This window comes from Vibrio crassostreae (assembly GCF_041439375.1).
In the GTDB taxonomy this organism is placed as follows: Bacteria; Pseudomonadota; Gammaproteobacteria; order Enterobacterales; family Vibrionaceae; genus Vibrio; species Vibrio crassostreae_D.
This window is the reverse complement of record NZ_JBGONY010000008.1, coordinates 12,816-35,700: the sequence shown is the minus strand read 5'-3', so window position 1 is coordinate 35,700 and position 22,885 is coordinate 12,816. Positions and strand designations below refer to the sequence as shown.

At 44.3% G+C, this 22,885-nt stretch carries 19 protein-coding genes; 12 read left to right on the top strand and 7 right to left on the bottom strand.

What is annotated here, in order from left to right; translation table 11 throughout:
- Window positions 1–18 precede the first annotated feature (18 nt).
- Together ACED45_RS05580 and ACED45_RS05575 are read left to right on the top strand one after the other, a co-directional pair.
- Complete coding sequence (locus ACED45_RS05580; RefSeq protein ID WP_107899261.1) at window positions 19–1,557, top strand: sensor domain-containing diguanylate cyclase; 1,539 nt, start codon at window positions 19–21, stop codon at window positions 1,555–1,557.
- Between the two features lie 87 nt (window positions 1,558–1,644).
- The gene (locus ACED45_RS05575) at window positions 1,645–2,175 is read left to right on the top strand and encodes an exonuclease domain-containing protein (protein WP_371713483.1); all 531 of its coding nucleotides are present in this window, start codon (window positions 1,645–1,647) and stop codon (window positions 2,173–2,175) included.
- A gap of 144 nt (window positions 2,176–2,319) precedes the next feature.
- On the opposite strand, the gene ACED45_RS05570 is transcribed toward ACED45_RS05575, so the two are convergent.
- Together ACED45_RS05570 and ACED45_RS05565 are read right to left on the bottom strand one after the other, a co-directional pair.
- Window positions 2,320–4,011 carry an LruC domain-containing protein gene (locus tag ACED45_RS05570; protein ID WP_371713482.1) on the bottom strand — a complete coding sequence of 564 codons (1,692 nt, stop codon included), beginning with the start codon at window positions 4,009–4,011 and terminating at the stop codon, window positions 2,320–2,322.
- A 10-nt stretch (window positions 4,012–4,021) separates the two neighbouring features.
- Window positions 4,022–4,558, bottom strand: a complete 537-nt coding sequence (locus ACED45_RS05565; RefSeq protein WP_371713481.1) for a hypothetical protein — start codon at window positions 4,556–4,558, stop codon at window positions 4,022–4,024.
- A gap of 470 nt (window positions 4,559–5,028) precedes the next feature.
- On the opposite strand from ACED45_RS05565, the gene ACED45_RS05560 reads away from it, so the two are divergent.
- The 4 genes from ACED45_RS05560 to ACED45_RS05545 all read left to right on the top strand — a co-directional run bounded on the left by ACED45_RS05560 (window position 5,029) and on the right by ACED45_RS05545 (window position 7,639).
- Window positions 5,029–5,385 (top strand): antibiotic biosynthesis monooxygenase family protein, encoded by a 357-nt coding sequence (locus ACED45_RS05560; protein ID WP_057623348.1) that lies wholly within the window; start codon window positions 5,029–5,031, stop codon window positions 5,383–5,385.
- 15 nt (window positions 5,386–5,400) lie between these two features.
- A complete protein-coding gene (locus ACED45_RS05555; protein WP_102478487.1) occupies window positions 5,401–6,096 on the top strand; it encodes a hypothetical protein in 696 nt (231 codons plus the stop codon).
- Window positions 6,097–6,527: 431 nt separating this feature from the next.
- Entirely contained in the window at window positions 6,528–7,205 is a 678-nt protein-coding gene (locus ACED45_RS05550) for a winged helix-turn-helix domain-containing protein (protein WP_371713498.1), read from the top strand.
- A complete protein-coding gene (locus ACED45_RS05545; protein ID WP_048658434.1) occupies window positions 7,202–7,639 on the top strand; it encodes a hypothetical protein in 438 nt (145 codons plus the stop codon). The genes ACED45_RS05550 and ACED45_RS05545 overlap by 4 nt, the downstream gene beginning before the upstream one ends.
- A gap of 33 nt (window positions 7,640–7,672) precedes the next feature.
- Here ACED45_RS05545 and ACED45_RS05540 read toward each other — a convergent pair whose 3' ends face one another.
- From ACED45_RS05540 to ACED45_RS05530, 3 genes are all read right to left on the bottom strand, one after another.
- On the bottom strand, window positions 7,673–8,122 hold the full coding sequence (locus tag ACED45_RS05540; protein WP_048609171.1) for a TerB family tellurite resistance protein: 450 nt from the start codon (window positions 8,120–8,122) through the stop codon (window positions 7,673–7,675).
- 151 nt (window positions 8,123–8,273) lie between these two features.
- Entirely contained in the window at window positions 8,274–10,301 is a 2,028-nt protein-coding gene (locus ACED45_RS05535) for an alkaline phosphatase family protein (RefSeq protein ID WP_371713480.1), read from the bottom strand.
- A 24-nt stretch (window positions 10,302–10,325) separates the two neighbouring features.
- On the bottom strand, window positions 10,326–10,781 hold the full coding sequence (locus ACED45_RS05530; protein WP_371713479.1) for a hypothetical protein: 456 nt from the start codon (window positions 10,779–10,781) through the stop codon (window positions 10,326–10,328).
- A gap of 81 nt (window positions 10,782–10,862) precedes the next feature.
- Here ACED45_RS05530 and ACED45_RS05525 point away from each other — a divergent pair, with 81 nt between their 5' ends.
- The 5 genes from ACED45_RS05525 (at window position 10,863) to ACED45_RS05505 (ending at window position 19,822) form a co-directional block, all read left to right on the top strand.
- On the top strand, window positions 10,863–12,176 hold the full coding sequence (locus ACED45_RS05525; RefSeq protein WP_371713478.1) for a MipA/OmpV family protein: 1,314 nt from the start codon (window positions 10,863–10,865) through the stop codon (window positions 12,174–12,176).
- A 398-nt stretch (window positions 12,177–12,574) separates the two neighbouring features.
- Window positions 12,575–13,621 (top strand): alcohol dehydrogenase catalytic domain-containing protein, encoded by a 1,047-nt coding sequence (locus tag ACED45_RS05520; protein WP_008222112.1) that lies wholly within the window; start codon window positions 12,575–12,577, stop codon window positions 13,619–13,621.
- A gap of 22 nt (window positions 13,622–13,643) precedes the next feature.
- A complete protein-coding gene (locus ACED45_RS05515; RefSeq protein ID WP_371713477.1) occupies window positions 13,644–14,855 on the top strand; it encodes an L-lactate MFS transporter in 1,212 nt (403 codons plus the stop codon).
- Window positions 14,856–15,140: 285 nt separating this feature from the next.
- Window positions 15,141–19,184, top strand: a complete 4,044-nt coding sequence (hrpA, locus tag ACED45_RS05510) for an ATP-dependent RNA helicase HrpA (protein ID WP_371713476.1) — start codon at window positions 15,141–15,143, stop codon at window positions 19,182–19,184.
- A 143-nt stretch (window positions 19,185–19,327) separates the two neighbouring features.
- Window positions 19,328–19,822, top strand: coding sequence for an outer membrane beta-barrel protein (locus ACED45_RS05505; RefSeq protein WP_017107497.1), 495 nt, complete (start codon window positions 19,328–19,330; stop codon window positions 19,820–19,822).
- 153 nt (window positions 19,823–19,975) lie between these two features.
- Here ACED45_RS05505 and ACED45_RS05500 read toward each other — a convergent pair whose 3' ends face one another.
- Together ACED45_RS05500 and ACED45_RS05495 are read right to left on the bottom strand one after the other, a co-directional pair.
- On the bottom strand, window positions 19,976–20,758 hold the full coding sequence (locus ACED45_RS05500; protein ID WP_102478626.1) for a hypothetical protein: 783 nt from the start codon (window positions 20,756–20,758) through the stop codon (window positions 19,976–19,978).
- Window positions 20,679–21,488, bottom strand: a complete 810-nt coding sequence (locus tag ACED45_RS05495; RefSeq protein ID WP_371713475.1) for a hypothetical protein — start codon at window positions 21,486–21,488, stop codon at window positions 20,679–20,681. The genes ACED45_RS05500 and ACED45_RS05495 overlap by 80 nt, the downstream gene beginning before the upstream one ends.
- 554 nt (window positions 21,489–22,042) lie before the next feature.
- On the opposite strand from ACED45_RS05495, the gene ACED45_RS05490 reads away from it, so the two are divergent.
- Window positions 22,043–22,828: a TetR/AcrR family transcriptional regulator gene (locus tag ACED45_RS05490; RefSeq protein ID WP_004741595.1), complete on the top strand. Its 786-nt coding sequence runs from the start codon at window positions 22,043–22,045 to the stop codon at window positions 22,826–22,828.
- The last annotated feature ends 57 nt before the right edge of the window (window positions 22,829–22,885 follow it).

Below are 22,885 nucleotides of genomic sequence, written 5' to 3'. Positions count from 1 at the left end.
AGCCTATTTGGAAGCCACATGCCCCACACAACCGACCCACTAACAGGGTTGAAGAGACGAACTCTCCCATTGGTCGTATTTTCGGTCAGTTTTTTGATTACTGTGTTGTGTTTTATACTAGTCGCACTCAACCAAAACCGCGCGTTAAATATGAATCTGGATAGCTTTGCTACTCACCAGACATTGAGCTTGGAAGCGTTTATCGCTAATGATGTGGCTTATATTGGTTCCGGTGCTAATTTTTTCTATTCTAACGACCCTGAAAACTGGGATAAATTTGATCGTTTTGCCCAGCAAACCATTAATGACTCAAAAAGCTTAATCGGCTTGCAGTGGATGCAAAAAGTGCCGGCAGACGAGATTGCCGAGCATACCGATAAGATGAAAGCAAAATACCCGTCTTACGAGCTGTATACAATCCCAAAACATGAAGCCAAAACCTATGGTTACGTCTTAGGTGGTGAACCCATCTTTGTAGCTAGCGATATGTATCCCAATACCGAAGCAAACAACAGTGTTCTTGGTTTTTACTCTTCTCGCGAGCGATTCAAGCTGGTTTTAGACAATATTAAACACACGCGCCAAGCGAATATCTCGGACAAAGTACGCCTTATTCAAGATGGTCTAACTCAAGATACGCCTAAGACAGGCATGCTGGTTTATCACCCTGTGTTTGAAGGCGAAAGTGATAACCTACTTGGTGTTGTGATTGGCGTGGTTCGCACAACTTACTACTTTGAGAACCTGCTGGCATCAGCTGTCGGTGATATGGACGTGTACATTCGCGTTACGGATACCGGGTTTGAAGCTGAAGACTCCCCAATTCTATTTGAAACTCAAGGTTATGAGGGAGTAACAGGGCACCATATAACTAAGACAATCGAGTTGACCAACCGGAATTGGAAGATCGATTACAAGATAGATTCCTGCATCTCTTTTTATGGCTACCTAGTACTAACTGGAATTGCCTTAGTCGGAACAACCATCTCACTGTTGTTAGCGTACATCGTGAATATGCAGATCAGAGAAAAAGAGCGCCTGTACCGCATGCTAGACAAAAGAACGGAAGAGCTCCGATTCCTTGCGAACCACGATAGCTTAACTGAAATCTATAACCGACGAGCTTTCAATAAGATGTTTGATAGGGCGGTTAAGCGAAGTGAGTCATTTAGCTTGATTGGGTTTGATGTCGATAAGTTTAAAAGCATCAATGACAAGTTTGGTCACCCTGCTGGCGATGCTTTGCTTGTGCATGTCATCAAGTTGATTTCGGTAAACCTGAAAGAAGGGGATAACCTTTTCCGTTTGGGCGGAGATGAATTCTGTATTATTTCGAGCATCTCAAATCATGAAGCGCTAGACCGCTACTTACAATGCATTCTAAATACAGTAAGCCACTCTCATTGTGAGCATAAAGGGCAACAGCTAAGCTGCACATTGAGTATTGGTGCCGCGATTCATACCAGTGAAGACACAGAAGAATTGCTGCAAAAAACAGACAGTATGCTTTATCAAAGTAAGTCAAATGGCCGAAATCGAGTCACAATTGCAGGCTAAGTGAGCACTTGATGCAACTGGGGTCGAGTTCTGTATTGGGCTCATGTACAATTTCACAAAATTTTTTACGAGAGAATTAGGCGACGTATGAATCACAATCGAGTGGTGTGTTTCGATTTGGAAATGTGCTGTTGGAGCGAAAATGGTGTAGGTACAACAGGCGAGATCATTGAAGTGGGTCTTGCTGAGATTGATCTGGCATCTGGAACCATCGTGAAACGAGCGCAATACTACGTTAAGCCAGAAAAAGACGAAGTTTCTCAATTCTGTGCCGAGCTAACCGGCATTACTCCACGCAAAATCGAAAAGCAGGGTCGTCCGCTAGAGTCAGTCATCAAATCGATGATCAAGAACTTTGGTGGTCCAAACAAGATCTATGCTGCGTGGGGACGCGATGACCTGATTTTACACAAAGAGTGTCAAGAGAAAGGCATCGAACCGCCGTTCAGCGAGTTCTTGAATATCGCAACGCTTTATCGAGTTCAGAATCGATTGAAAGACAAACGCATTGGTCACCGCGCCGCTCAAGAAGCGAAAAATATTGAGTGGGAAGGTCGTCAACACTCGGGTTATGTTGATGCTTATAACTTGGCAAAGCTTGTGCTGACGATGCTTTAGTACCTGCCTTTTATATTGCAGGTTGAACTGCGATCAAGTAGAACATCTGAAGAATAAGCGACAAAAACCTCTATTTATCCGTTGGGTAAATAGAGGTTTTCTATTTATTACTATAAGGTTAGTTGCTCTTTACTTAAATTGTAACTACCACACTTTATTGAGTTCAGGGGATGAGAACCAGTTGTTGTGTTGCTCGCCTCCAGATTGCGCCCAGTTCACGATGTTAGGGTAAGCAGCACACGCATCTTTTCGCTCTAAAGGGTGGGACCAAGATGCAGGTATGTCTAACGCCCAAGGTAAACCGTTACTTGTCTGGTAGTACTCATTGTTATCAACACTTGAATCATCATCACCTTGACCGAACACGCTCGTATTGGCGAGGTCTGTGTGTGGATAGTTCATTAAATGGACTTCTTTATCGCGATTGTTTGCTTTGAATATGAAAGGGTTAAAGCTTTTGCCCGCGAGACTTTCAATCGAACCATCAATGACCAGCGACACACTGTATTCAACGAGATCTCTATTGTCTCCGGATTCAGTATTGTAGAACTCATACCCTGTCGTGTTGGGTAGCATTTCATTAATGCTTTCAATGACCACAAAAACTAACTCTCCAGAGTGTCCATTTTCGGGTGTTAAATTCTCAGTCGAACCATCATAGGTTTTTGTCAATGTGCCTATATTGGATGCCTCTAACCCTGATAATGAAATGGCAAAACTGTTATCTTGCGCAGCTCCTCTAGCAATAGCTTGACCATAGTAGTCGAAGCGTGTGATCTGATTGTTCGCATCAGTGTAAGTACCATAAGCGTAGTGTGTAACGAAGTCATTTAGGTCATAGTCGCCTTCATAAGGCCATAGGTCTTCAAACCCCAAAGTATACCAACCAGAAGTTGGCGTTCGGCTGTAAAACGCGATAGTTGGATCGCTCGGCGCATAATCATGTATATCTGCAATGCCATCTCCATCCGTATCACCGATTTCCGGCCATTCTATTTCTGCAATATCACTGATTAACCCATTTGAGTCGATAGCGGTAACTTGAACCTTCCACAGCTCACCAGCAACAGTTTGGCTAGCGGGCAACGTTGCGTCACTATTGTTGTTTTTACCAACAAATTCATCATCAACATAGAAGCCTTGCCCAACATCGACAAACCAGCGGTAGCTGTAGGTGACAGAATCTGAATCTGGGTCGCTGGGCGTTGGACCTGTAACGCTAACAACAAGATCATGAGTAGCGCCTAGCCCCGAGCTTCTTTCTAAGGTCGGTGTATACGGCGGGTTGTTAGCTATTTCCGTGTAGGTGACGCTGATTAGGCTATAGGAGAGGGTGGTATACCAGCCATCTTTGTTGACATCAATATCTAGGTCGACGTCGACAAGCCCGTCATCAAGGGAAGAGCTAGGCAAATCAAACACCGTCGTTGACCAGTTTTCATTCGTCCCTTGCAAAAAGCCTGGCGTTAGCATTGCTCCGTCGACCGATACACTATCATACTCACCGCTTTCTCCGTGGTGAGCTTCTGAATCGACATCATAAGCGTAAATGGTGAGGGTTGCTGCGGTGATCTGAGAACCACTAGGCACAGCAATATCGTGCTGCCATGAGTAATCTTGATTGTGACGACTGTACTTGCCAAACCCGTATTTGTTGTTATTCGGAGCACTGTAGTGTGGAGATGTACTATTGTCGTCGATCTTTTGAGTGACGGTAATCGAGCCGTCGCCATTTATAGTAGAAGAGTTTTCGGAAGCGGCAGAAAAAACGAGTTGAGAAAAGGAGCTGACCGAGAATGTACCAACTAAGATGAGTGACTTTGTTATATTATTCATATCTCTACCCTTAATCTTCATCCAAATAGATGTCACATGAAATCAACAGATTTGATGTAAGTTCATCTAAATCGTATGTTGACGTGCATTCTAAGTCTCTAACAAGGGCAATTATTGTGATGCTTTGCCAATGACTCGGGATTGAGAACTTATTGGAAAGTTGACCGTCCTTGTTTGAGATACCTGTGTAGAAAGGGCTAGAGTCAGTCAATGAGTTCGAAGTACTAAATAGTTTGATAATGTGAGAGCCGCGAATGTTTTGTGGTTCGCCGTTGGTCGTGGAAAAACTACTAACGACATCAATCGCCATTTCAAGAGTTTCGACACCACTCCAATCAAAGTTACCCGGCACCACTATATCGCTGAATGAATCAACTGTAGCTATAGGTTCACTTACCGTTGCAATTTCCGGTTCTGGTTCCTCACTTGATGAAGAGCTCCCACCACTGGTGCTTCCACCGCCGCCACCGCCGCCACCTCCGCCGCCACAACCAGTTATCACAGCACTTAATGACATCGTTAATATCAAAGGAGTTAATGCTTTCATTTTCAATATCCTTATTTAATGAGTTGCATATTGAATTAGCAAGTCACGTGCCATGTTTAAGTGACTGATTTAACGTGTTTTTTTTGGGATGCTAGATGTGTCTAGTCAGAAAGCTACCTCATTTTTAAAAAGAGAATCAATTTGACCGAATAGCACCATATAGCGAAAGGGTTAGGCAAGGGAGCTGCCCATTTTGAGAATTGGCCTCGAAAATTACTTTAAATGTCGGGTAGTTAGCTCTGGGACTGACTTGAATTGCCTCTTATGTGTCGAAAGGTAGAGAATGGTTATCCAAAAAACCTAATATCAGCGAGTGGCTTATCAATAGTGAATGGCTACATCGCTTATTTAATGAGTGAATAATATTGGTTTGAAATTTAGCTTTTTAATTAATATTAAATCGCAGGTTGCAGCCTTGATTGGGTTGGGCTAGATGATAGCGTTAGCTCACCCAAAACAAGGAGAATAGGATGAAGCACATTATTAAGTATGGATTGGCACTGGGGACGCTAAGCGTCAGTGCGCTAGTTTCGGCAACCCCCGTTGTATTGATAAACACTTTTTCAGTCGAGCCAGCCCATGAAGCCGCAACGTTAGCGTATTGGGAAAGCGCAAGAGACGTATTAGAGCAGCAACCTGGGTACTTATCGACCAAGTTACACCGTTCTTTAAGCTCGGACGCAACTTACCGCTTCATCAATGTCGCTGAATGGGAAAGTAAGAAGCAATTCCATGATGCGATACAGGCGATGAGAAAAGAGTTACCACCTTTAAAAATCGAAGGGGTTTCTGCTGACCCTAACTTGTATGAAATTGTTCGCGACTAATTAGGAAACCACATAATGAAAACAACGCTAGGAACCTTTTTAGCTATTTTTAGCTTTCTATTTTCAGCCCTTCTATTTTCTAGTTATAGCCATGCTGCGGCATACGGTGTTTCAGTAGCTTGGAAAACCGATGACGCTCAAGCGGTATTTGAGGCAATGCCGCATCAGAAAAAAGCATTTGCTAACTTAATTGATGCGGGCTTAGTCCACGACATGTTCGTATCTGAAAGCTTTATCGGAGATAAGAAATTTCCGATCATCAAGTTTGTGATTGAAGCGGATAGCGAACAGCACGTTCGAGAGTTGATTGGTAACTTACCATTCCAATTTAAAGATCTTGTAGAGGTGACTGAAATTAGAGACATCGGTAATAAGTGGTTAAACACTGAAGTCGCTTTCAAAAACTACGCAGTTGAACTCGCTTGGAAAGAGCCAGAGAATCAATTCATTGTCGACGAGATTATTAGCCAAGATTTACAAATGGTTGTCGATTGGAGCGCTCAAGGCGTGATTACTTCTGCTTATTTAAAACATCAAGAAATAGCACAAGAGAAACCAAACCAAAAAGCGATGATTAGGCCAATCTACTCAATGGCAATATTGGCTAAAAACGAAGCACAAGCACGCGAAGTTGCCAATCAGTTGAATGCGGTAAAGCTAGGCTTTGCTGAAGTCATGGTCAGTGAACTGGGCTTTAAACTAGATCTATAGAAAATAAGAATTATAAAAAATGAGAGACGTAGAAACGAGCGTTATAGATATCATTCGATGTAACTTCGTTTCCATAGGCCTGGTTAGTTGAACTAAGAGTTAGGCCTCGTACTAAGGTGAGTGAGTCTGCATGACTGACTCACCTTATCGTTGTTTTTCTTGTTACTTGCTGAACTTATATTTGGCTTAATTATTGGCTAAACTTATCACCATTCTTTTCTATGTATGGTTTGGCATTAGCTCGACCAAACCAACACTTTTTTGATGACCTTTTTATTTATGAACACCTCGCCGAAATGAACGCCAGTAGCCCTGAAAAAATCACCTTAGACGCTTCGGGTATCGAGTTGGTTAACAACACACTCATTGATTCGAACTTGGACGAGCGGGTGACTTTGTCTCCCTCAGAAGCCTTGATTCTTGAGTTCCTAGTGAAGAACACCCCCAAAGCAGTGGGTCGCGACTTTTTGCTTGAGCATTGTTGGCCGGGCAGGGTGGTGACAGGCAGTTCGCTTAATGTTGCGGTGAAGAATCTTCGTACAGCATTAAGTTCACTTAAGTGTGACTGCAAAATCCTAACGGTGCAAAAGGAAGGGTACAGTTTTAGCCGACCTCAACCGCTCGGTGGTTACCTATTAACACCCACTTCAGCTATTCAAGTTGAATTGATTGACGAAACCTCTGCTTCAAAGAGCTCGAGTACTGAACGCGGCAACAATGAACATGAGCCTGTCTTAACGAAGCAACCGGACTCTTATGAACAACGTCAGGTGCAGTACTTTATCGCGCGTCATCGCTCTCGTATCGCAGGAATATTAGTCAGCGCGTTTCTTCTTATGCTGTTTTATCAATTTGCTTTTTTTATGGATAAGACCAGCTATCGCGGCATGGATGTTTATCACGACAGTTTGAATTTTGATCAAGAACTGTTAACCGAGCTGAATCGCGTGTCAGAACTCGGTGTTGATTCTCTCTACTTACATCGCATTGGCGTTGGATGTCAGAACATTCAAGCCGTTGCTTTGATAAACGGGCGTTGGAAAGAGATGAGCCATCAGTTTAAATCGCTCTCATGTGATGAAGACGATGAGCGAGGACAATCGATATGAATCGTAAGTTCTGGATGCCCATCTTATTAACGTTTTTTGTGATTCTAAATGTAGGTTTAATCTCTGGGATCGTAACCAAAAGTACCTATAAATTCTCAGCAGAGTATCCAATGGTAGGTTGGGAAAAAATCTCACTGCGATTGGAAAATGGTCGAGTTAAAATGCAGTACATTGGATACGACATCGATGGGAATGTTGTTCAAACCAAGCAGATGTTTGGTGTGTTCTTACGCTGGGGGAATCACTACTACCTTTACCAATTGGACCAAGACCAAGCCCAAGATAAACAGGTTTTCAATATCAAGCACTTATATATTCAACAAACACAAGGCAAGCGTAGCGTGTTGGTATCAAATCAGCGCGGCCTTTATGTGACTAAAAAGGGCACGCCGTTAGAGCTCAAAGGCATCATGCATGGCGATCGATTACGCTAATACAGAGGCTTAACGTGAGTAGAGAACGCTTGATTAGCTTTTACCGAGGACGTTCAACTTAGTCTTGATAAAGTCACTGTGGTCAACGTAGAGCAGTTCTGCTGTTTTACGGATCACAGAGTCTTCGATAGGGTCAATTTCCCCGTCGGCGTGCGCCACTTCCCACATCGCTTTGATTAAATCGATTCTCACTGGTTGAGAAAGATCTCTAAGTTGAGATGTAAAGTCATACAGCGATACTGATTGCTCTACTTTCGGCTCTGCTTGAGCTAGCAGCACCTTCGCTTGTTCTTCATCTAAATCCAGCAAGCGTTGAAGAAGCTGTAGCTTAGCGACTCTTTCTGATTCATTGATCTGATGGTCGGCTCCCGCGACTTCACACAACAAACTCGCGATGGCGATGTTAGGTGATGTGCCTTGGTTTTTGCTTAGGTCCTGGCCTTCAATCAATTGTTTAAACATTGATGTGAGAGAATTGAACATAACGAGCTCCAGTTAAAATTTGTATCGGGTTCCGTAACGCTGATAGCTATAACTACAAGTATAACTATAACTATTGGGTCTACAGAGTGTGATCGCAAGCGTCTTTACTAAAAACTGACATTACGGATACGCGAGCGATAAGGAGCACTTCCTAGTCCGGTTTTGGAAAGCGGGTGACCTTGCCATCGCCACTGAGTGTCGTGATCGATTGCGGTTTCCCATCGGTATCTAGCCTCAATTCACCAATCGCACTGCGGTTTGAAAGGCGATAGAAGGTCTGATTGTCAGGGCTTCGCTTTTCGATCTTCAAGCGTTTACGCTTAGTGAAGTAGTTCAAAATTGAGCGAGGGCTGTACAACAGACGGTCCCATACATCGCAGAATTTAAGCAGCGGAGCAGGGAACTGGTTTTTAATGCCACTACAGGTAATCTGATAGATGTTCGGGCTGTTACGACGATACCTAAGCTTGATGTCATAAGCAAAGGAGTAGTGAACATCGCCAGAAAGCACCACGAAGTTGGTCGGTGTTTTGGTATGGGTAAAGATGCTGATCAGCGTATTCGCACTGCCCGGGTGTGCCATCCAGTTTTCAGCGTCAATCACTAATGGCTTGCCGATTGTGGTCGCCATCTTTTGCAGTGTTTCAATAAACTTCACGCCAAACATCGGTGCAGCAGAAACGATCACCACTTTATCTTGATTCATTAACTGATGCTGAAACTCAATCAAGGCTTCCCAGTCCATTAAACCTGAAGGCTTATTCATGCGTGACTCTGAACGCCAACGGCGGGTTCGAGTATCTAACACAATGACTTTAGGTGAGGTATCTATTGTGTAATGCCACTCTTCAAAGCGATTCAGCATCTCAATGAAGGCTTGATGCTTGTCTGGCTCGATGTTGCTAACAGAGTGAGTAGTCGCAGGATTACCGGCTTCATTATGCGTTTGTTCAGTAATGCGCGGATGATCGACAAAAAGCTGTTTTGCTTGCTCGATGAACGTTTCGTCGAAGCTCTCAGGCTTATTACCCCAACCCTGACACATCCAGTAGGCGGCAAGGCCATTACCAATCACTTGAGTGGCGAACTGATTTTGGTCGACGGCGTATTCCCAACCCACTGTAAGGTTCCAATCATCAGTAACATCGTGATCGTCGAAGATCATGTATGTTGGGATATGCGCGAACAGACGTTGTACTTGCGGTAAGCCAGCAATGAAATCATCGATGATGACGCTTTCATCACGCCACTGTTGCTGCTCTGCTGGCGTCAATTGTCGACCAGCCTGCATGAAATTGTTTTCGATTAATCGTTCGCGGTTAATGCATTGCCACAGTGTTGGAGACCAAACCAACAAGTACATCGCGATAAACTCAGACAGCGTGACCAAGTGGTTTTCACAATCGGTAGAACTAAAAATCGGCATGCCACGATTCGGGAAGAACTTATCGAGCATGGATTCTGAAGCGGTGTGGTGCGGTAAATAGTGATGACGCTGGTATAAGTGATATTCACTGTTATACAGAGCGTCACTGCTGTTGATTTGTTTAATCTGCGAGTCAGTCGGTAAGCTCTCACCAACAAGACCAAGCCGTTGAATCACTTGTTGAATAGCATCAAGCGTTGGGCCTGCCACATGATCGGCGTAGATCTGATCGCCGCTCATCATCAGCATATCGGGTCTTTCTGCAACGGTTTGCTCGGCAATCTTGTTATCGGCTGCGACTAGGCTGTCTTTGCTTGGATGATGGGGGTTACGGCAAGATCCATGAAGAATGTAATCAGCTGAGGTCGATATCTTAAACTCAACGTGAGATTTGCCATTGTAAACAAGGTGAGGGGCGAGCTCTTTTAGTGAACCTGAGTCTGTGTGAATGTCATACTCAAGAAGCGTATTAGTCGGAAACTGACCTTGTAAGCGGATGAGTGTCACCCACGCATGTGTGCCGACTTGAATCGAATCATGCTCTTCAAGCGAAGAGGTATAAAACGGTTGGTCTTGCTCTACGTTAGACTGGCCGATTTCTTCAACGAGATCTGTTTCGTTAACATACAGCTCAGCCCTGCCTATGAGAGGCGAGCTGGTGGCTAACCAAATTACCACTTCAGTCGCGGTGGTTTTTCTTAAAATGGGTCCGGCGAGTAACAGGGGAAGAGATGATGTCGTAGAGGGTTTCAATACGGTACCTAAAATCGTTAGTGGCTAGTCGTCGTGGTGTTCTATTAATTCGAGCTTATTCGTTTGAGGCTCACTCGTTTCAGACTCTGTTGTTTCAAGTATTTCGATAACTTCTGAACTAGAAAGTTCATGACCCATTAGAAATATTGCCAATAGGGCATCGGCTTTGGTCTTGGTATCGGAAGTGTCGTCTAACACCTGTTCCAGTTTTTCACGAATCATAGCAATCTCGTGTTCAACAAAACCACGGCCTTCTTCATCCCCTTGATTGTCTTCAGGGGCATTATCGAATTCAAGGAATAGCATGTCGCCGTCTAGGTTGGTATTCACCAAACGTTCGGGTAGCCACGCCTCGCCCATAACAATATCTGGATCGGAATATTTGGGTAAGTGATCTATAATATTTTGTAATTTGGAGACTTTCACAATACTTTCATTTAACCGAGAATATCCTACATTGTAACGGTCAATGCCGAGCAAACCTAAAAATAGTTAGCCATCACGGTTAATAAATGTCTATTCAGTAACACAATATTTATTACAAAGAGTAATTACATAAGAATGAAGCTCAAATATTTACCGACTCTCACTTCATCGGGTGCGATTCTACTTGGTAGCGCGTTCCTAAGCACTAATGTGTGGGCCGCTGAAGAGCAAGAGTGGGGCATTGCAGCAATGTTCCGTACTGCTAGTATCCCTTATGACACGTCAGGTGGTGATAAGACCGTCAGCTCGTTTGTCCCAATGTTGTTCTTTAAAAACGACTATGTGTTCATTGACGGTACTGAAATGGGGGCTTACCTCTACCAAACAGATGACGAAAAATGGTCTTTTAATGCTATTTCTCGCATGCGGTTTATTGATATCCCAGCATCTGAGCAGAACGCGATTGAGGGTGATACAGCTGACTTTGGTGGGCAACTTGCGTACCAGTTGGACGAGCAGTGGGCTGTTGAAACAGAAATCATGAGTGACAGTGAGTTTAACCTCCACGGTAACTTGCGTGCTAAAGCGAAGTATGAAACAGGCGATTGGGAGTTCTACCCAAGTGCGACACTGCGTTATAAAAGTGCTGACTTCAACAGTGAGTATTACTCTGCAGCGAGTGAAAGCATTGGGGCTGGTGTTGACTTAAATGTCGGTGTTGAAGCGCGTTACCATGTAGTTTCAAACTTATACTTATTGGGTTCAACCAGTGTCACTCGATTGGACGATAACGCTTACGATTCGTCGATTGTCGAAGATCGTTATCAAGGTGAACTGTACCTTGGCTTTGGTTTCTTTAACGATAAAGAGAAAGCGCCGAAACCTAAGTTGAGCAATGCGCCGTATTTACGTGTCGCACATGGCTGGGCAACACCGTCGAATATCGGCGACATCATGAAGTTCAACACGGAGAAAGACGAATACAACAACCAACTCACATCGTTCTTTTACGGTCACCCTTTAACGGATGAGATCTTTGGTTTCCCGTTGGATATCTATCTAACGCCGGGTATTGCGCATCACTGGAGTTCAGACGTTCAATCCAGTAGCTCGGAATACATCATTGCAATTAAAGCGTACTACACCTTCAACTGGCCAACTCAGTGGCGATTCGGTGTCGCAGAGGGTATGTCTTACATAGATTCGATTACTTATATCGAAGGCTCTGAAATGGATCGTAAGGGCTACACGGCAAGCCACCTGTTAAACTACTTGGACTTCTCATTTGATGTGAACGTCGGTGACCTTATCGGTAAGAATGACCTCAACAATTTATGGTTTGGTTACTCATTACATCACCGCTCGGCGATCTTTGAAAATGCGTCCCAGTTTGGACGTATCAAAGGTGGCAGTAACTACAACACGGTTTACTTCCAATACGAGTTCTAAAGTATTACATCTACTAAAAATGCCGCTCCAAATAGAGCGGCATTTTTTTATCACTAAAGAAAAGAGCTAATCACGATTAGTCACTGATAATTAACTATTCGAAGCTACTTCAACTGAAACCTAATATATGAGTTCATTCTGATTATCTAATATTCTCTGTCTCCTTTTCGGATTTTACTACTATTTGATTATTTAACCTTCTTTCATTATTTGTTAACTTTTTTATATTATTTACAATGACTTATATTATATTGCCATCCTGGGCCTTCATGGTGTTCTAACTGTGTTTATTGTCTGTTAATCGATTGTTAATCGTCGTGCTGGTCACGTTAATTATTTAATTGCGTCTATATGATGAGCTCGAATTTATATAACAACAACGTCAGCTAGGAAGAATAATGAAAGCATATGTATTTGATGGAAAAGACAGCGCGAAATTGGAAGAACGTCCAATCCCTACAATTGAGAAGCAAAGCGATGTCATCGTAAGAATCGAGAAAACCACAATTTGTGGTACGGATTTACATATATTAAGAAATAACGTTGCGACATTTAAGCCAGGCACAATCATGGGCCATGAAGGGGTTGGTATAGTCGAAGAATGCGGTGAGTTGGTGAGTAAGTTTAAGCCAGGCGATCGCGTGATCGTGTCATGTATTACTTCATGTGGTAGCTGCAAAATGTGTCAAGTGTCTAAATTTGGTCAATGTTTAGATGGTGGCTGGCTACTTGGTAATGAAATTGATGGCTGCCAAGCGGAATACGTTCGAGTTCCTTATGGCGATACAAGTCTGCACCTTGTTCCTGATGACATCGATACAGACTCTCTGGTTCTATTGAGCGATATTTTCCCAACGGGTTACGAAGTGGGTGTATTGGATGGTCAGGTTCAGCCGGGTTGCTCTGTTGCCGTTATTGGTTGTGGTCCCGTTGGCCTTGCAGCTCTGATGACCTCTAAGTTCTTCACTCCAAGCGAAATCTATGCAATTGATACTAACCCTCATCGACTGCAAGTGGCTAAAGAGCTAGGTGCAACTCATGCGATCGATAACTCAGATGGCAGCGCCGTGCAGCAAATTCTCGACATGACAGATGATGTGGGTGTTGATGTGGTGATTGAAGCTATTGGCATTCCTGCTGGGTGGGATATGTCTCAGAAGTTGGTGTGCCCAGGAGGCAACATTGCAGTGCTTGGTGTTCACGGTAAATCTGCAACGATTAACCTAGAAGACATGTGGAAACGAAACTTCACTATGACAGCTGGCATGGTTCATACCAACACAACACCAATGTTAATCAAGCAAATTAGAGCGGGTTATTTGGAACCTCAAAAACTGATTAGTCACCAGTTCAATTTAACAGAGTCAGAAGAAGCTTATTCGACCTTTATCCATGCTTCAGACCACAAGTCGTTGAAAGTCATCATTTCTAACGATTGTTCATAAACAGCGAATTGTTGAGGTTAGCTTGATTAGTAAACCATTTAAAATACTAGTGATAGGTTTAATCGTGAACCTATCGATCGGTATCCTATATGTATGGGGCGTTTTCAGTGAACCTTTGGCTGAGGCGCTAGGTGTTGATCCTAAGGACGTAGATGGGCCTTACCAGACTTCCGTGTTCGCATTTTCGGTAAGTCTGTTTTTGGCTGGGGTATGGCAAGACAAAATAGGGCCAAGGAAGGTCACAATACTTGGTGTGTTTCTTGTCGGGGCGGGGCTTTTAGCGTCCGGTTATGCCTCAACATTAGCGGAATTGCAGGTTACCTTCGGGTGTATGGTCGGTGCTGGGATGGGCTTTGCCTATGCCTGTATTGGCCCATGTACCATGAAGTGGTGGCCAGAGAACAGAAAGGGGCTGGTTAGTGGTTTAACCGCTGGTGGGTTTGCGATGGCGGCACTGTATTTAGCTCCGTTATCGACCGTTCTCATCGAACACTATGGCATCTTAGATACGTTCAAGATCCTCGGTGTCGGTCTACTCTTCATGATCCCGATGGCCTCTCTGCTGGTGAACCCACCCAAAGGATATGTTTCAGAAGTTCCCGGAGGAAAGGCTGCGGAATATGGATCAGACATAAACATCCAGTGGCTGGATATGCTTAAAACACCACAATTTTACCAGATATGGTTAATGTTCATGGTGTCATCAGCAGCAGGTATCATGCTCATCGGTTCCATTGGCAACGTCAGTAAATCAATAGGCTTAACCGCTGAAGAAATTGCGTTAGGTATCATTTTATTAGCGATTTTTAATACCGCAGGGCGAGTCATTGGCGGCGTTGTATTCGACAGGATAGGGCGCGTTCATACACTAGGCTTAATATTCATGTTGCAAGCGGTCAATATGGTGTTTTTTACAACCATTGAAACCACGATTCCTCTAATGATCAGGATCTCCGCAGGCGCCATGTCTTATGGTGCGTTATTCGGTGTTTTCCCTCCAGTAACAGCGGTGGATTATGGTTTGAAGACGTACGGAACCAACTTTGGAATACTCTATTCAGCATGGGGTGTGTCAGGGTTCTTCGGAGGAATACTCGCCTCGGTAGCGGGGACGGCTGAAAACACCTATTTGGCTTACGCTGCGCTATTGGTTTCAATTACTGTAATGAATTACTTAATGAAACCCGTTGATAAGTCTGTTTTATTAAAAGACGAAGTTAATCTGGAATACTAAACACGAGACAAGTGAAGCTCTTATTGCTTTCAGAGTCTCTACCAATAACGTGTTTCTACCTAATGTTGGCTTGGGCAATCTAAGCCAACATTTTTTAATCGAATCACCAACTGCCTACCAATAATGAGCTTCAGTTTTTAGTGTAACAATTGAACACGTTAGTTTGCATTGCCCCTGTTTCAGCAAGCGCTTAGGCAGCTAATATTCCTTGCTTTGTGTTAACTCGTTCCTTTCCTTTATGCTACAATCGCGCGAGTTTATATAAGAGAAAGAATAGGACACGCTGTGACTTCGTCTCCGGAAAAAGCAGATAAAAATAACCATGTAGCGAATACCAACGCGACATCGGATTCTGCTGCTGATCAAGCTAATCAAAAAAAGCAAAACAACAAACAACAAGCACCTAAAGCTAGCGCATCTCAAAATAGCCCAGCCTCTCTTCGTAAGGCCTTAAATGAGTGCATGATGCGCGATCGCTTCCGTTTGAGTAAGCGAATTGCTGGTGCGAGTAAAATTAAGAACGAACAAGCTAAGCACGCTGTCTTTGATGAGATTGCGTTAGACATTGCTAAGTCAATGATGACGGCAACTCAGCGTGCTGCGCAAAAACCAACGATTGAATACCCAGAAATTCTCCCTGTTAGCCAAAAACGCGACGACATCGCGAAAGCCATTGCTGAAAACCAAGTGGTTATCGTGGCGGGTGAAACGGGTTCGGGTAAAACCACTCAGCTACCAAAAATCTGCTCTGAGCTTGGCCGTGGTCGCTTTGGCCTAATTGGTCACACTCAGCCTCGTCGTCTTGCTGCGCGTTCGGTTGCGAACCGTATTGCTGAAGAGATGGAAACGCAGCTAGGTGAGTTTGTTGGTTATAAGGTTCGATTCAACGACCAGATTTCTGACAACACACAGATCAAATTGATGACCGACGGTATTCTACTGGCGGAGATTCAACACGACCGTTTTTTAAACCAGTACGACACCATCATCATCGATGAAGCGCACGAACGTAGCCTGAACATCGATTTCATCATGGGTTACCTGAAAGAGTTGCTACCAAAGCGTCCTGATCTGAAAGTGATCATCACGTCGGCAACCATCGATCCAGAGCGTTTCTCTAAGCACTTCAATAATGCACCAATCATCGAAGTCTCTGGCCGTACTTACCCAGTAGATACGCGTTACCGTCCATTAGGTGGTGATGACAGTGATTCAGACCGCGACCAAATCGAAGGTATCTTTGAAGCCGTTGATGAGCTGTGTGATGAAGGCCTTGGTGATATCTTGATCTTCATGAACGGTGAGCGAGAGATTCGTGATACCGCAGATGCATTGAGCAAACGTAACCTTCGTGATACTGAAATTGTTCCGCTTTACGCACGTCTATCGGCAGGTGAGCAGAACCGTATCTTCCAGTCTCACACGGGACGACGCATTGTTCTGGCAACCAACGTGGCAGAAACATCATTAACCGTTCCGGGCATCAAGTATGTTATCGACCCGGGTACGGCGCGTATTAGCCGTTACAGCTACCGCACCAAAGTACAGCGTCTACCGATTGAGCCCGTGTCTCAAGCGAGTGCAAATCAGCGTAAAGGTCGTTGTGGTCGTGTTGCGGAAGGTATCTGTATTCGTTTGTATTCAGAGGAAGATTTCGAATCACGCCCAGAGTTTACTGACCCAGAGATCCTTCGTACTAACCTAGCATCGGTTATCCTTCAGATGACAGCGCTAGGCCTCGGCGACATTCAAGCGTTCCCATTTGTTGAAGCGCCCGATAAGCGCAACATTCAAGATGGTGTAAGGCTGCTTGAAGAGCTTGGTGCGATCGCGACTGTTGAACCGTCAGCCAACAAAAACAAGAACCAAGGCGATGACAAGAAGAAGCTCACCGCGATTGGCCGTAAGCTAGCAAAACTGCCTATCGATCCACGTTTAGCGCGTATGGTGATTGAAGCGCCACGTAACCGATGCCTACACGAAGTGATGGTGATTGCGTCTGCGTTGTCGATTCAAGATCCGCGTGAGCGCCCGTCAGACAAGCAACAATCGTCTGATGACAAGCACAAACGTTTCTTCGATAAAGAGTCTGATTTCATTACGTTTGTGAACCTATGGGATTACATCAAGCAGCAGCAAAAAGCGCTGTCGAGTAACCAGTTCCGCAAACAGTGTAAGCAGGATTACCTCAACTATTTACGTATTCGTGAATGGCAAGATGTGTACTTTCAAATTCACCAAGCGATGCGTGAACTGGATACTAAGTTGAATACAGAGCCGGGCAGCTATGATGGCATTCATATCTCGCTACTATCAGGCCTGCTTTCGCACATCGGTATGAAAGACCAAGAGAAGAATGAGTATCAAGGTGCACGTAACGCACGTTTCCATATCTTCCCTGCGTCTGGCCTATTTAAGAAACAGCCTAAGTGGATCATGTCTGCTGAGCTGGTGGAAACCTCAAAACTTTGGGGTCGTGTTATCGCCAAGATTCAACCTGAATGGATTGAACCGCTAGCGAAACACCTGATTAAACGTAGCTATAGCGAACCACACTGGTCGAAGAAACAAGCGGCAGTCATGGCACACGAAAAAGTGATGCTTTACGGAATCCCGATTGTTCCTAAACGCCTTGTGAACTACGGTGCAATTGATGCAACAGTCAGCCGTGAGTTGTTTGTACGTAGTGCATTAGTAGAAGGTGAGTGGGAAACCAAACACGCCTTTTTCAAGCAGAATCGCAAGCTACTGCAAGAAGTGGAAGAGCTAGAGCATAAATCGCGTCGTCGTGACATCTTGATCGACGATGATGAACTGTTCGATTTCTATGACCAGCGTGTTGGCGAAGAGGCAGTTTCAGGCCGTCACTTCGATACATGGTGGAAGAAGACCAGCCAGAAAACCCCTGAACTGCTGAACTTTGAAAAGTCGATGCTGTTCCGAGGTGATGCTAGCCACGTTACTGACTTGGATTACCCGAACTTCTGGCACCAAAACGATATCAAGCTCAAGCTGAGTTACCAATTTGAGCCGGGCGATGACAACGATGGTGTAACGGTACACATTCCGCTGCCTATCTTGAACCAGATCGACCAGAACGGATTCGATTGGCAGATCCCAGGACTACGTCAGGAATTGGTGATTAGCCTAATCAAGTCATTACCTAAAACGCTACGCCGTAACTTTGTGCCTGCGCCAAACTACGCCGATGCGTTCTTGGCTCGTGTTACACCGTTAGAAGCCCCGCTGTTAGACTCTCTTGAGAAAGAGCTGCGCCGTATGACAGGTGTTGAAGTGGTCCGTGACGACTGGAAGTTAGACCAGATTCCGGAACACTTAAAGGTAACATTCCGTGCCGTAGATCATCGTAAGCGTAAGCTGAAAGAACAGAAAGATTTGCATGAACTGAAAGAGAGCCTGAAAGACAAGGTTCAAGAAACGCTTTCTAAAGTTGCGGATGACGATATCGAGCAGCAGAATCTGCACACGTGGAGCTTTGGTGAGTTACCAAAAGTCTACCAACAGAAGCGTGGCGGCTACGATGTTAAAGCCTTCCCTGCGCTGGTGGATACCAAAGACAGCGTAGAGATCAAACTGTTCGAAACCGAGCAAGAGCAGATCTCGGCAATGAAATCGGGTCAACGTCGTTTGATCTTATTGAACGTGCCATCGCCGATCAAATACTTGCACTCTAACTTGCCGAACAAATCGAAACTTGGCTTGTACTTCAACCCATACGGACAGGTACTTGATTTAATCGATGACTGTATCGCTTGTGGTATTGATAAGCTGATTGAAGAGAAGGGCGGTTTGGTTTGGGAACCAGAGCAGTTTGAAGCACTGAAAGAGCACGTACGTGCAGAGTTGGGTGATACGGTAGTTGAGATTGCTCAACAAGTTGAAACCATCTTAACCACGGCATTCAGCATCAGTAAGAAGCTAAAAGGCCGTGTCGATCTTTCTATGGCATTCGCACTTTCTGACATAAAAGCTCAAGTAGAAGGTTTGATTTTTAAGGGTTTTGCCACAGAATGTGGGTGGAAACGCCTGCCGGATATTCTACGCTATATGAGAGCGATTGAACGTCGCATGGAAAAACTGCCAATTGACCCGAATAAAGATCGTCTTCATATGATCAAAGTTGAGTCAGTAATGAATGATTACAAAGAACTGCTGAATAAAATTCCAAAAGGGATCGCGGTTCCAGAAAATGTAAAAGAGGTGCGTTGGATGATAGAAGAGCTTCGTGTAAGCTTCTTCGCACAGCAGCTCGGTACGCCTTACCCAGTATCAGATAAGCGTGTTAAAAACGCGATTGATGCTTGCTAAAGGAATAAAGCTAGACGCAATAGCAAGGTTTGGGTATAAATCTTGCTTATTGCATTACTAATTGAATAGTTATTACATACAGGGCGACTTGGTGGCAATTTATTACCACTCAAGGCCTGCCACTAGGACGAAAAAGGTCGAATATGAAAAAAACGTTATTGGCACTAGCACTACTAGGTGCATCTTCAACAGCAATGGCTGATTCTTGGTTGTACGGCGGTGTAATGGGTGGTCAAAACTCATTCGCTGGTGAAGATGAAAATGCGGTGGGCATCCACGTAGGTACAGGTATCCTTCCACTAATCGGTGTTGAAGCGGGTTACTGGGATCTAGGTTCTTTCGACAACGTTAGCTACGGCAACCGTGCTAAACAAGGTGTTGACGTAAGCACTGCTTACTTAGCGATCAAACCAAGCATCGACTTCGGTCCTCTTCACGTATACGCGAAGGGTGGTCTTCATTCTTACGAAGTGAAAGGCGATAACTTCAAGCAAGACGACGTTGATATCATGTACGCTGTAGGCGCTGAATACTTCATCTTCGGTCCACTATCTGTAGGCGCTAGCTACCAAAACTTCAAAATGAAAGATGACGACGCAGGCGTTTTCTCTCTAAACGCAACTATCCACCTACTTTAATTAATCGGTAAAACGATCGTTAATAACGGTCGGGTAGTGGTTAAAGGGTTCGTAAGAATTCATAAAAAATGCCAGCTTGATAGCTGGCATTTTTGTATCTGTTAACCGTGTAATCGCTACTCTGTTTTCTTACAACAGATAGCGGGCCGACGGTTACTTTTTACTGTTCAAAATACGCTGAATTCTAGGGTTAATCGCTTTGCCGTGTTGGCTTTCGTACTCTTCACGTTTTAAATCGTTCAGGTTCTTCACTGAATTAGCGGCAAGCAGGAATTGCGGTAACTCCGTTTCTAGCATGCCTTTCTCATCTAAACGTTTTGCTTCCAAGTAGTACTTCTTAAACAGGCCATCAAGCTTGTTTTCCGCAGTGCGCTTCAAGTCATACAGCTTGTTTTGAATCAGCCATTTCTCAATCTTGTTCACCGCTGTGCGCGACAACACACGGATACGGCTATCCAACAACTCTTCTTCCGTCAAAGAATCTTTCAGGATCCAAAGCTCACCCATTTGCGGCGGCCAACTGTTGCCAAGCTGAATGCGCTCATGACAGTGCATTAGCACTCGGTTTAGGCCGTCTGAATCAACAGAGTTAGCAAACTCAATGAACTTGCCACTTGGCTCGCTACCGTACTGATATTCCCACTGTGTTTCGTATACGCTCAAGAAAGAGCCGAACACATGGATACACCAATCGGTTAGTTCTAATTCTGCGGCATCCTGATCAACAACTGGCACTTGTTGAGACGCACCAGTGCTAGCAGCATTAGGTGTCGCTACTTCCGTACTCTGTGCTTCAATAACGTCAGGTACTGCGGGATCTTTAGGCAGCACTTCCGGAACAACAGGTGAAGCTGGCTCAGAAGGTTGGCTTTTTGCCTTTTTGAATGAGCTGCTGCCTGAAGCGTTCAGATGGGCTAAGCTTTTGTCGATACCCATTTCCTTGAGCTTGTCCTGCATTTCCTGAATATTGAGAGGTCTTCTGCTGTTGTTGTCTTTCATTTTGCTTCTCGTTAACTAGCCAGTACTGCAGCTTGGATTCAATCCGAGATAATGGCATTAATTCATTGGCTTTGGCTTTATACCAGAGGACAAATTTTTTCCATACTAAACTATGGTCACCGGTCAAACCGGAGAATTTAAACGCACGTTCCGCCCATGATGGTATCTCTTCTTCGTTGAGATCATGAGTAGAGACGGTGTTGCTGTTCATTGAGCCTCGACCTTGTGGGCGAGGGGCCTGCTGCATGTGTTGCATTGGTGCCGGAGCAGGCTGAAACTTAGGTGCAGGTGCAGGTGCAGGTGCAGGTGCAGGTGCAGGTGCAGGTGCAGGTGCAGGTGCCGTAGAGTAGACCGGAATACTATTGGTCGGTTGAACCTCAACGTGCGCCGCAGTTTGCTCTTGCTCAATGAGCATTTTGAAAACGTGAATCTCTTTTTTATCCCGATAATCTACTTTTACCTTATCGAGAAAACCTTGGTCGACTAAACACTTAAGACAGTCGGCTAAACCAAACGTAGAGAGAGCACAAAGTTGACCTGCTGTTTGTAGGCACACATTGGTGTAGCCGAATTCGTCAGCACCGTCTGCAAGCATCAATAAAACCAGCTTTTCTGCAGGGCTAGAAGTATTCACTTGCCAAGCTAAATAAGAATATTTGGCGCTCAATATCGTGTTCTCAAAAAAGGTAAGTCGTTGTCACTATTGTAAGTCACCCCTTACCGAATTTATAGCAACTTAACAGAAAACGGCATTAGTAAGCCAAATATTGACCATAAGGAGAGGTCTGCCCTAAAAAGTAAGCCTACACTCATTCATTCTAGGTCAGAAGGTGGCTAAAGGTGGGTTTTACGGCCGTCTTTTTCGGGTCTGATTCTGCACTAAGGCTTAAAATAACGTGGTCTATTAACGTAAAGAATGAGCTTCTCACCTTTCGTGTTCTCTTCATGAAAGCGCCTATCTTCTCTCTCTAGTGACTGTTGATGACTTCTCTATCTACTTGTTGACATATTTATCCATCCATTCATAAGTTGTATTTAATTTATAAAACACCTTGATATGATCAATATTTGCGCTATTATGACGATAAGTCAGAAATGACGAAGCGTCACAAAATGGTTAACTACATGAATTTACTATTCGTGTTAATATATTGGATAGGAGTGTTTTAAATACTGGCGAAGCTTAGATAACGGCTAAGCTCATATACGGACTAAAAAATTATGTTTGGCTTTGGTTGTAAAGGCGATAAACAAGGTATCTTTGGTTGCAAAGGCGTGTTGTCTAAAAAGCAGCAGTCTATTGCAGACCGAGAAGTAGAGTTGATGTTGTTAGCAAAAGATCTGGTTCGAGAACAAGGGTTCGGAAACCTCACGATGGACAAGCTAACGGCAGCGAGCTCTTATTCTAAAGGTACGATATACAATCACTTTTGCAGCAAAGAAGACGTCGTTTTAGCGTTATGTATTCACTCTCTCAAGACAGAAGCAATGATGTTTGCTCGCTCTGGAGAGTTTGAAGGCAACACACGTGAAAAGATCGTCGCATTGCACGTTGCTTACCGAATCTATGCTCGCATGGAACCGGTACTATCAACCTGTGCGATCATGGCTAAAAGCCCGTGGGTACTAGAGAAAGCGTCTAGTGCACGCGTCGCCGAGATGAATGAACTGGAAGAGTTGGTGATTGAACAATGCGACTCTATGGTTAACCAAGCGGTAGAAGCGGGTGACCTAAAGTTCTCTTCTGGCGTTGGCTCAGATGCCATCGTTTTTGCTAACTGGTCAATCGCATTTGGTTCAAATGCTTTGTCACAGAATGCATCAAACAGTCATTGTATTAAGCGGTTACAAGACCCGTATTCAGTATTACACAACGCGAACATGATTCTAGACGGCCTCAATTGGCAGCCCCTTTCTAGTGACTGGGATTACCGCAAAACCTGGCGCCGTGTAGAACAAGAACTGTTCAGCGAAGAGATCGCTTACTTAGAATCAGTAGGTCGATAGCTTCTATTAAGCCCACTCATGTGGGTTTATTAATAACCATTTTTGACGATTCGTCAC

What these genes read in the sequence shown, in the direction of transcription:
- ACED45_RS05580 (WP_107899261.1), top strand. Translation starts at nt 19, where the DNA reads ATGCCCCACACAACCGACCCACTAACAGGGTTGAAGAGACGAACTCTC.
- ACED45_RS05575 (WP_371713483.1), top strand. Translation starts at nt 1,645, where the DNA reads ATGAATCACAATCGAGTGGTGTGTTTCGATTTGGAAATGTGCTGTTGG.
- ACED45_RS05570 (WP_371713482.1), bottom strand. Translation starts at nt 4,011, where the DNA reads ATGAATAATATAACAAAGTCACTCATCTTAGTTGGTACATTCTCGGTC.
- ACED45_RS05565 (WP_371713481.1), bottom strand. Translation starts at nt 4,558, where the DNA reads ATGAAAGCATTAACTCCTTTGATATTAACGATGTCATTAAGTGCTGTG.
- ACED45_RS05560 (WP_057623348.1), top strand. Translation starts at nt 5,029, where the DNA reads ATGAAGCACATTATTAAGTATGGATTGGCACTGGGGACGCTAAGCGTC.
- ACED45_RS05555 (WP_102478487.1), top strand. Translation starts at nt 5,401, where the DNA reads ATGAAAACAACGCTAGGAACCTTTTTAGCTATTTTTAGCTTTCTATTT.
- ACED45_RS05545 (WP_048658434.1), top strand. Translation starts at nt 7,202, where the DNA reads ATGAATCGTAAGTTCTGGATGCCCATCTTATTAACGTTTTTTGTGATT.
- ACED45_RS05540 (WP_048609171.1), bottom strand. Translation starts at nt 8,122, where the DNA reads ATGTTCAATTCTCTCACATCAATGTTTAAACAATTGATTGAAGGCCAG.
- ACED45_RS05525 (WP_371713478.1), top strand. Translation starts at nt 10,863, where the DNA reads ATGAAGCTCAAATATTTACCGACTCTCACTTCATCGGGTGCGATTCTA.
- ACED45_RS05520 (WP_008222112.1), top strand. Translation starts at nt 12,575, where the DNA reads ATGAAAGCATATGTATTTGATGGAAAAGACAGCGCGAAATTGGAAGAA.
- ACED45_RS05505 (WP_017107497.1), top strand. Translation starts at nt 19,328, where the DNA reads ATGAAAAAAACGTTATTGGCACTAGCACTACTAGGTGCATCTTCAACA.
- ACED45_RS05500 (WP_102478626.1), bottom strand. Translation starts at nt 20,758, where the DNA reads ATGGGTATCGACAAAAGCTTAGCCCATCTGAACGCTTCAGGCAGCAGC.
- ACED45_RS05490 (WP_004741595.1), top strand. Translation starts at nt 22,043, where the DNA reads ATGTTTGGCTTTGGTTGTAAAGGCGATAAACAAGGTATCTTTGGTTGC.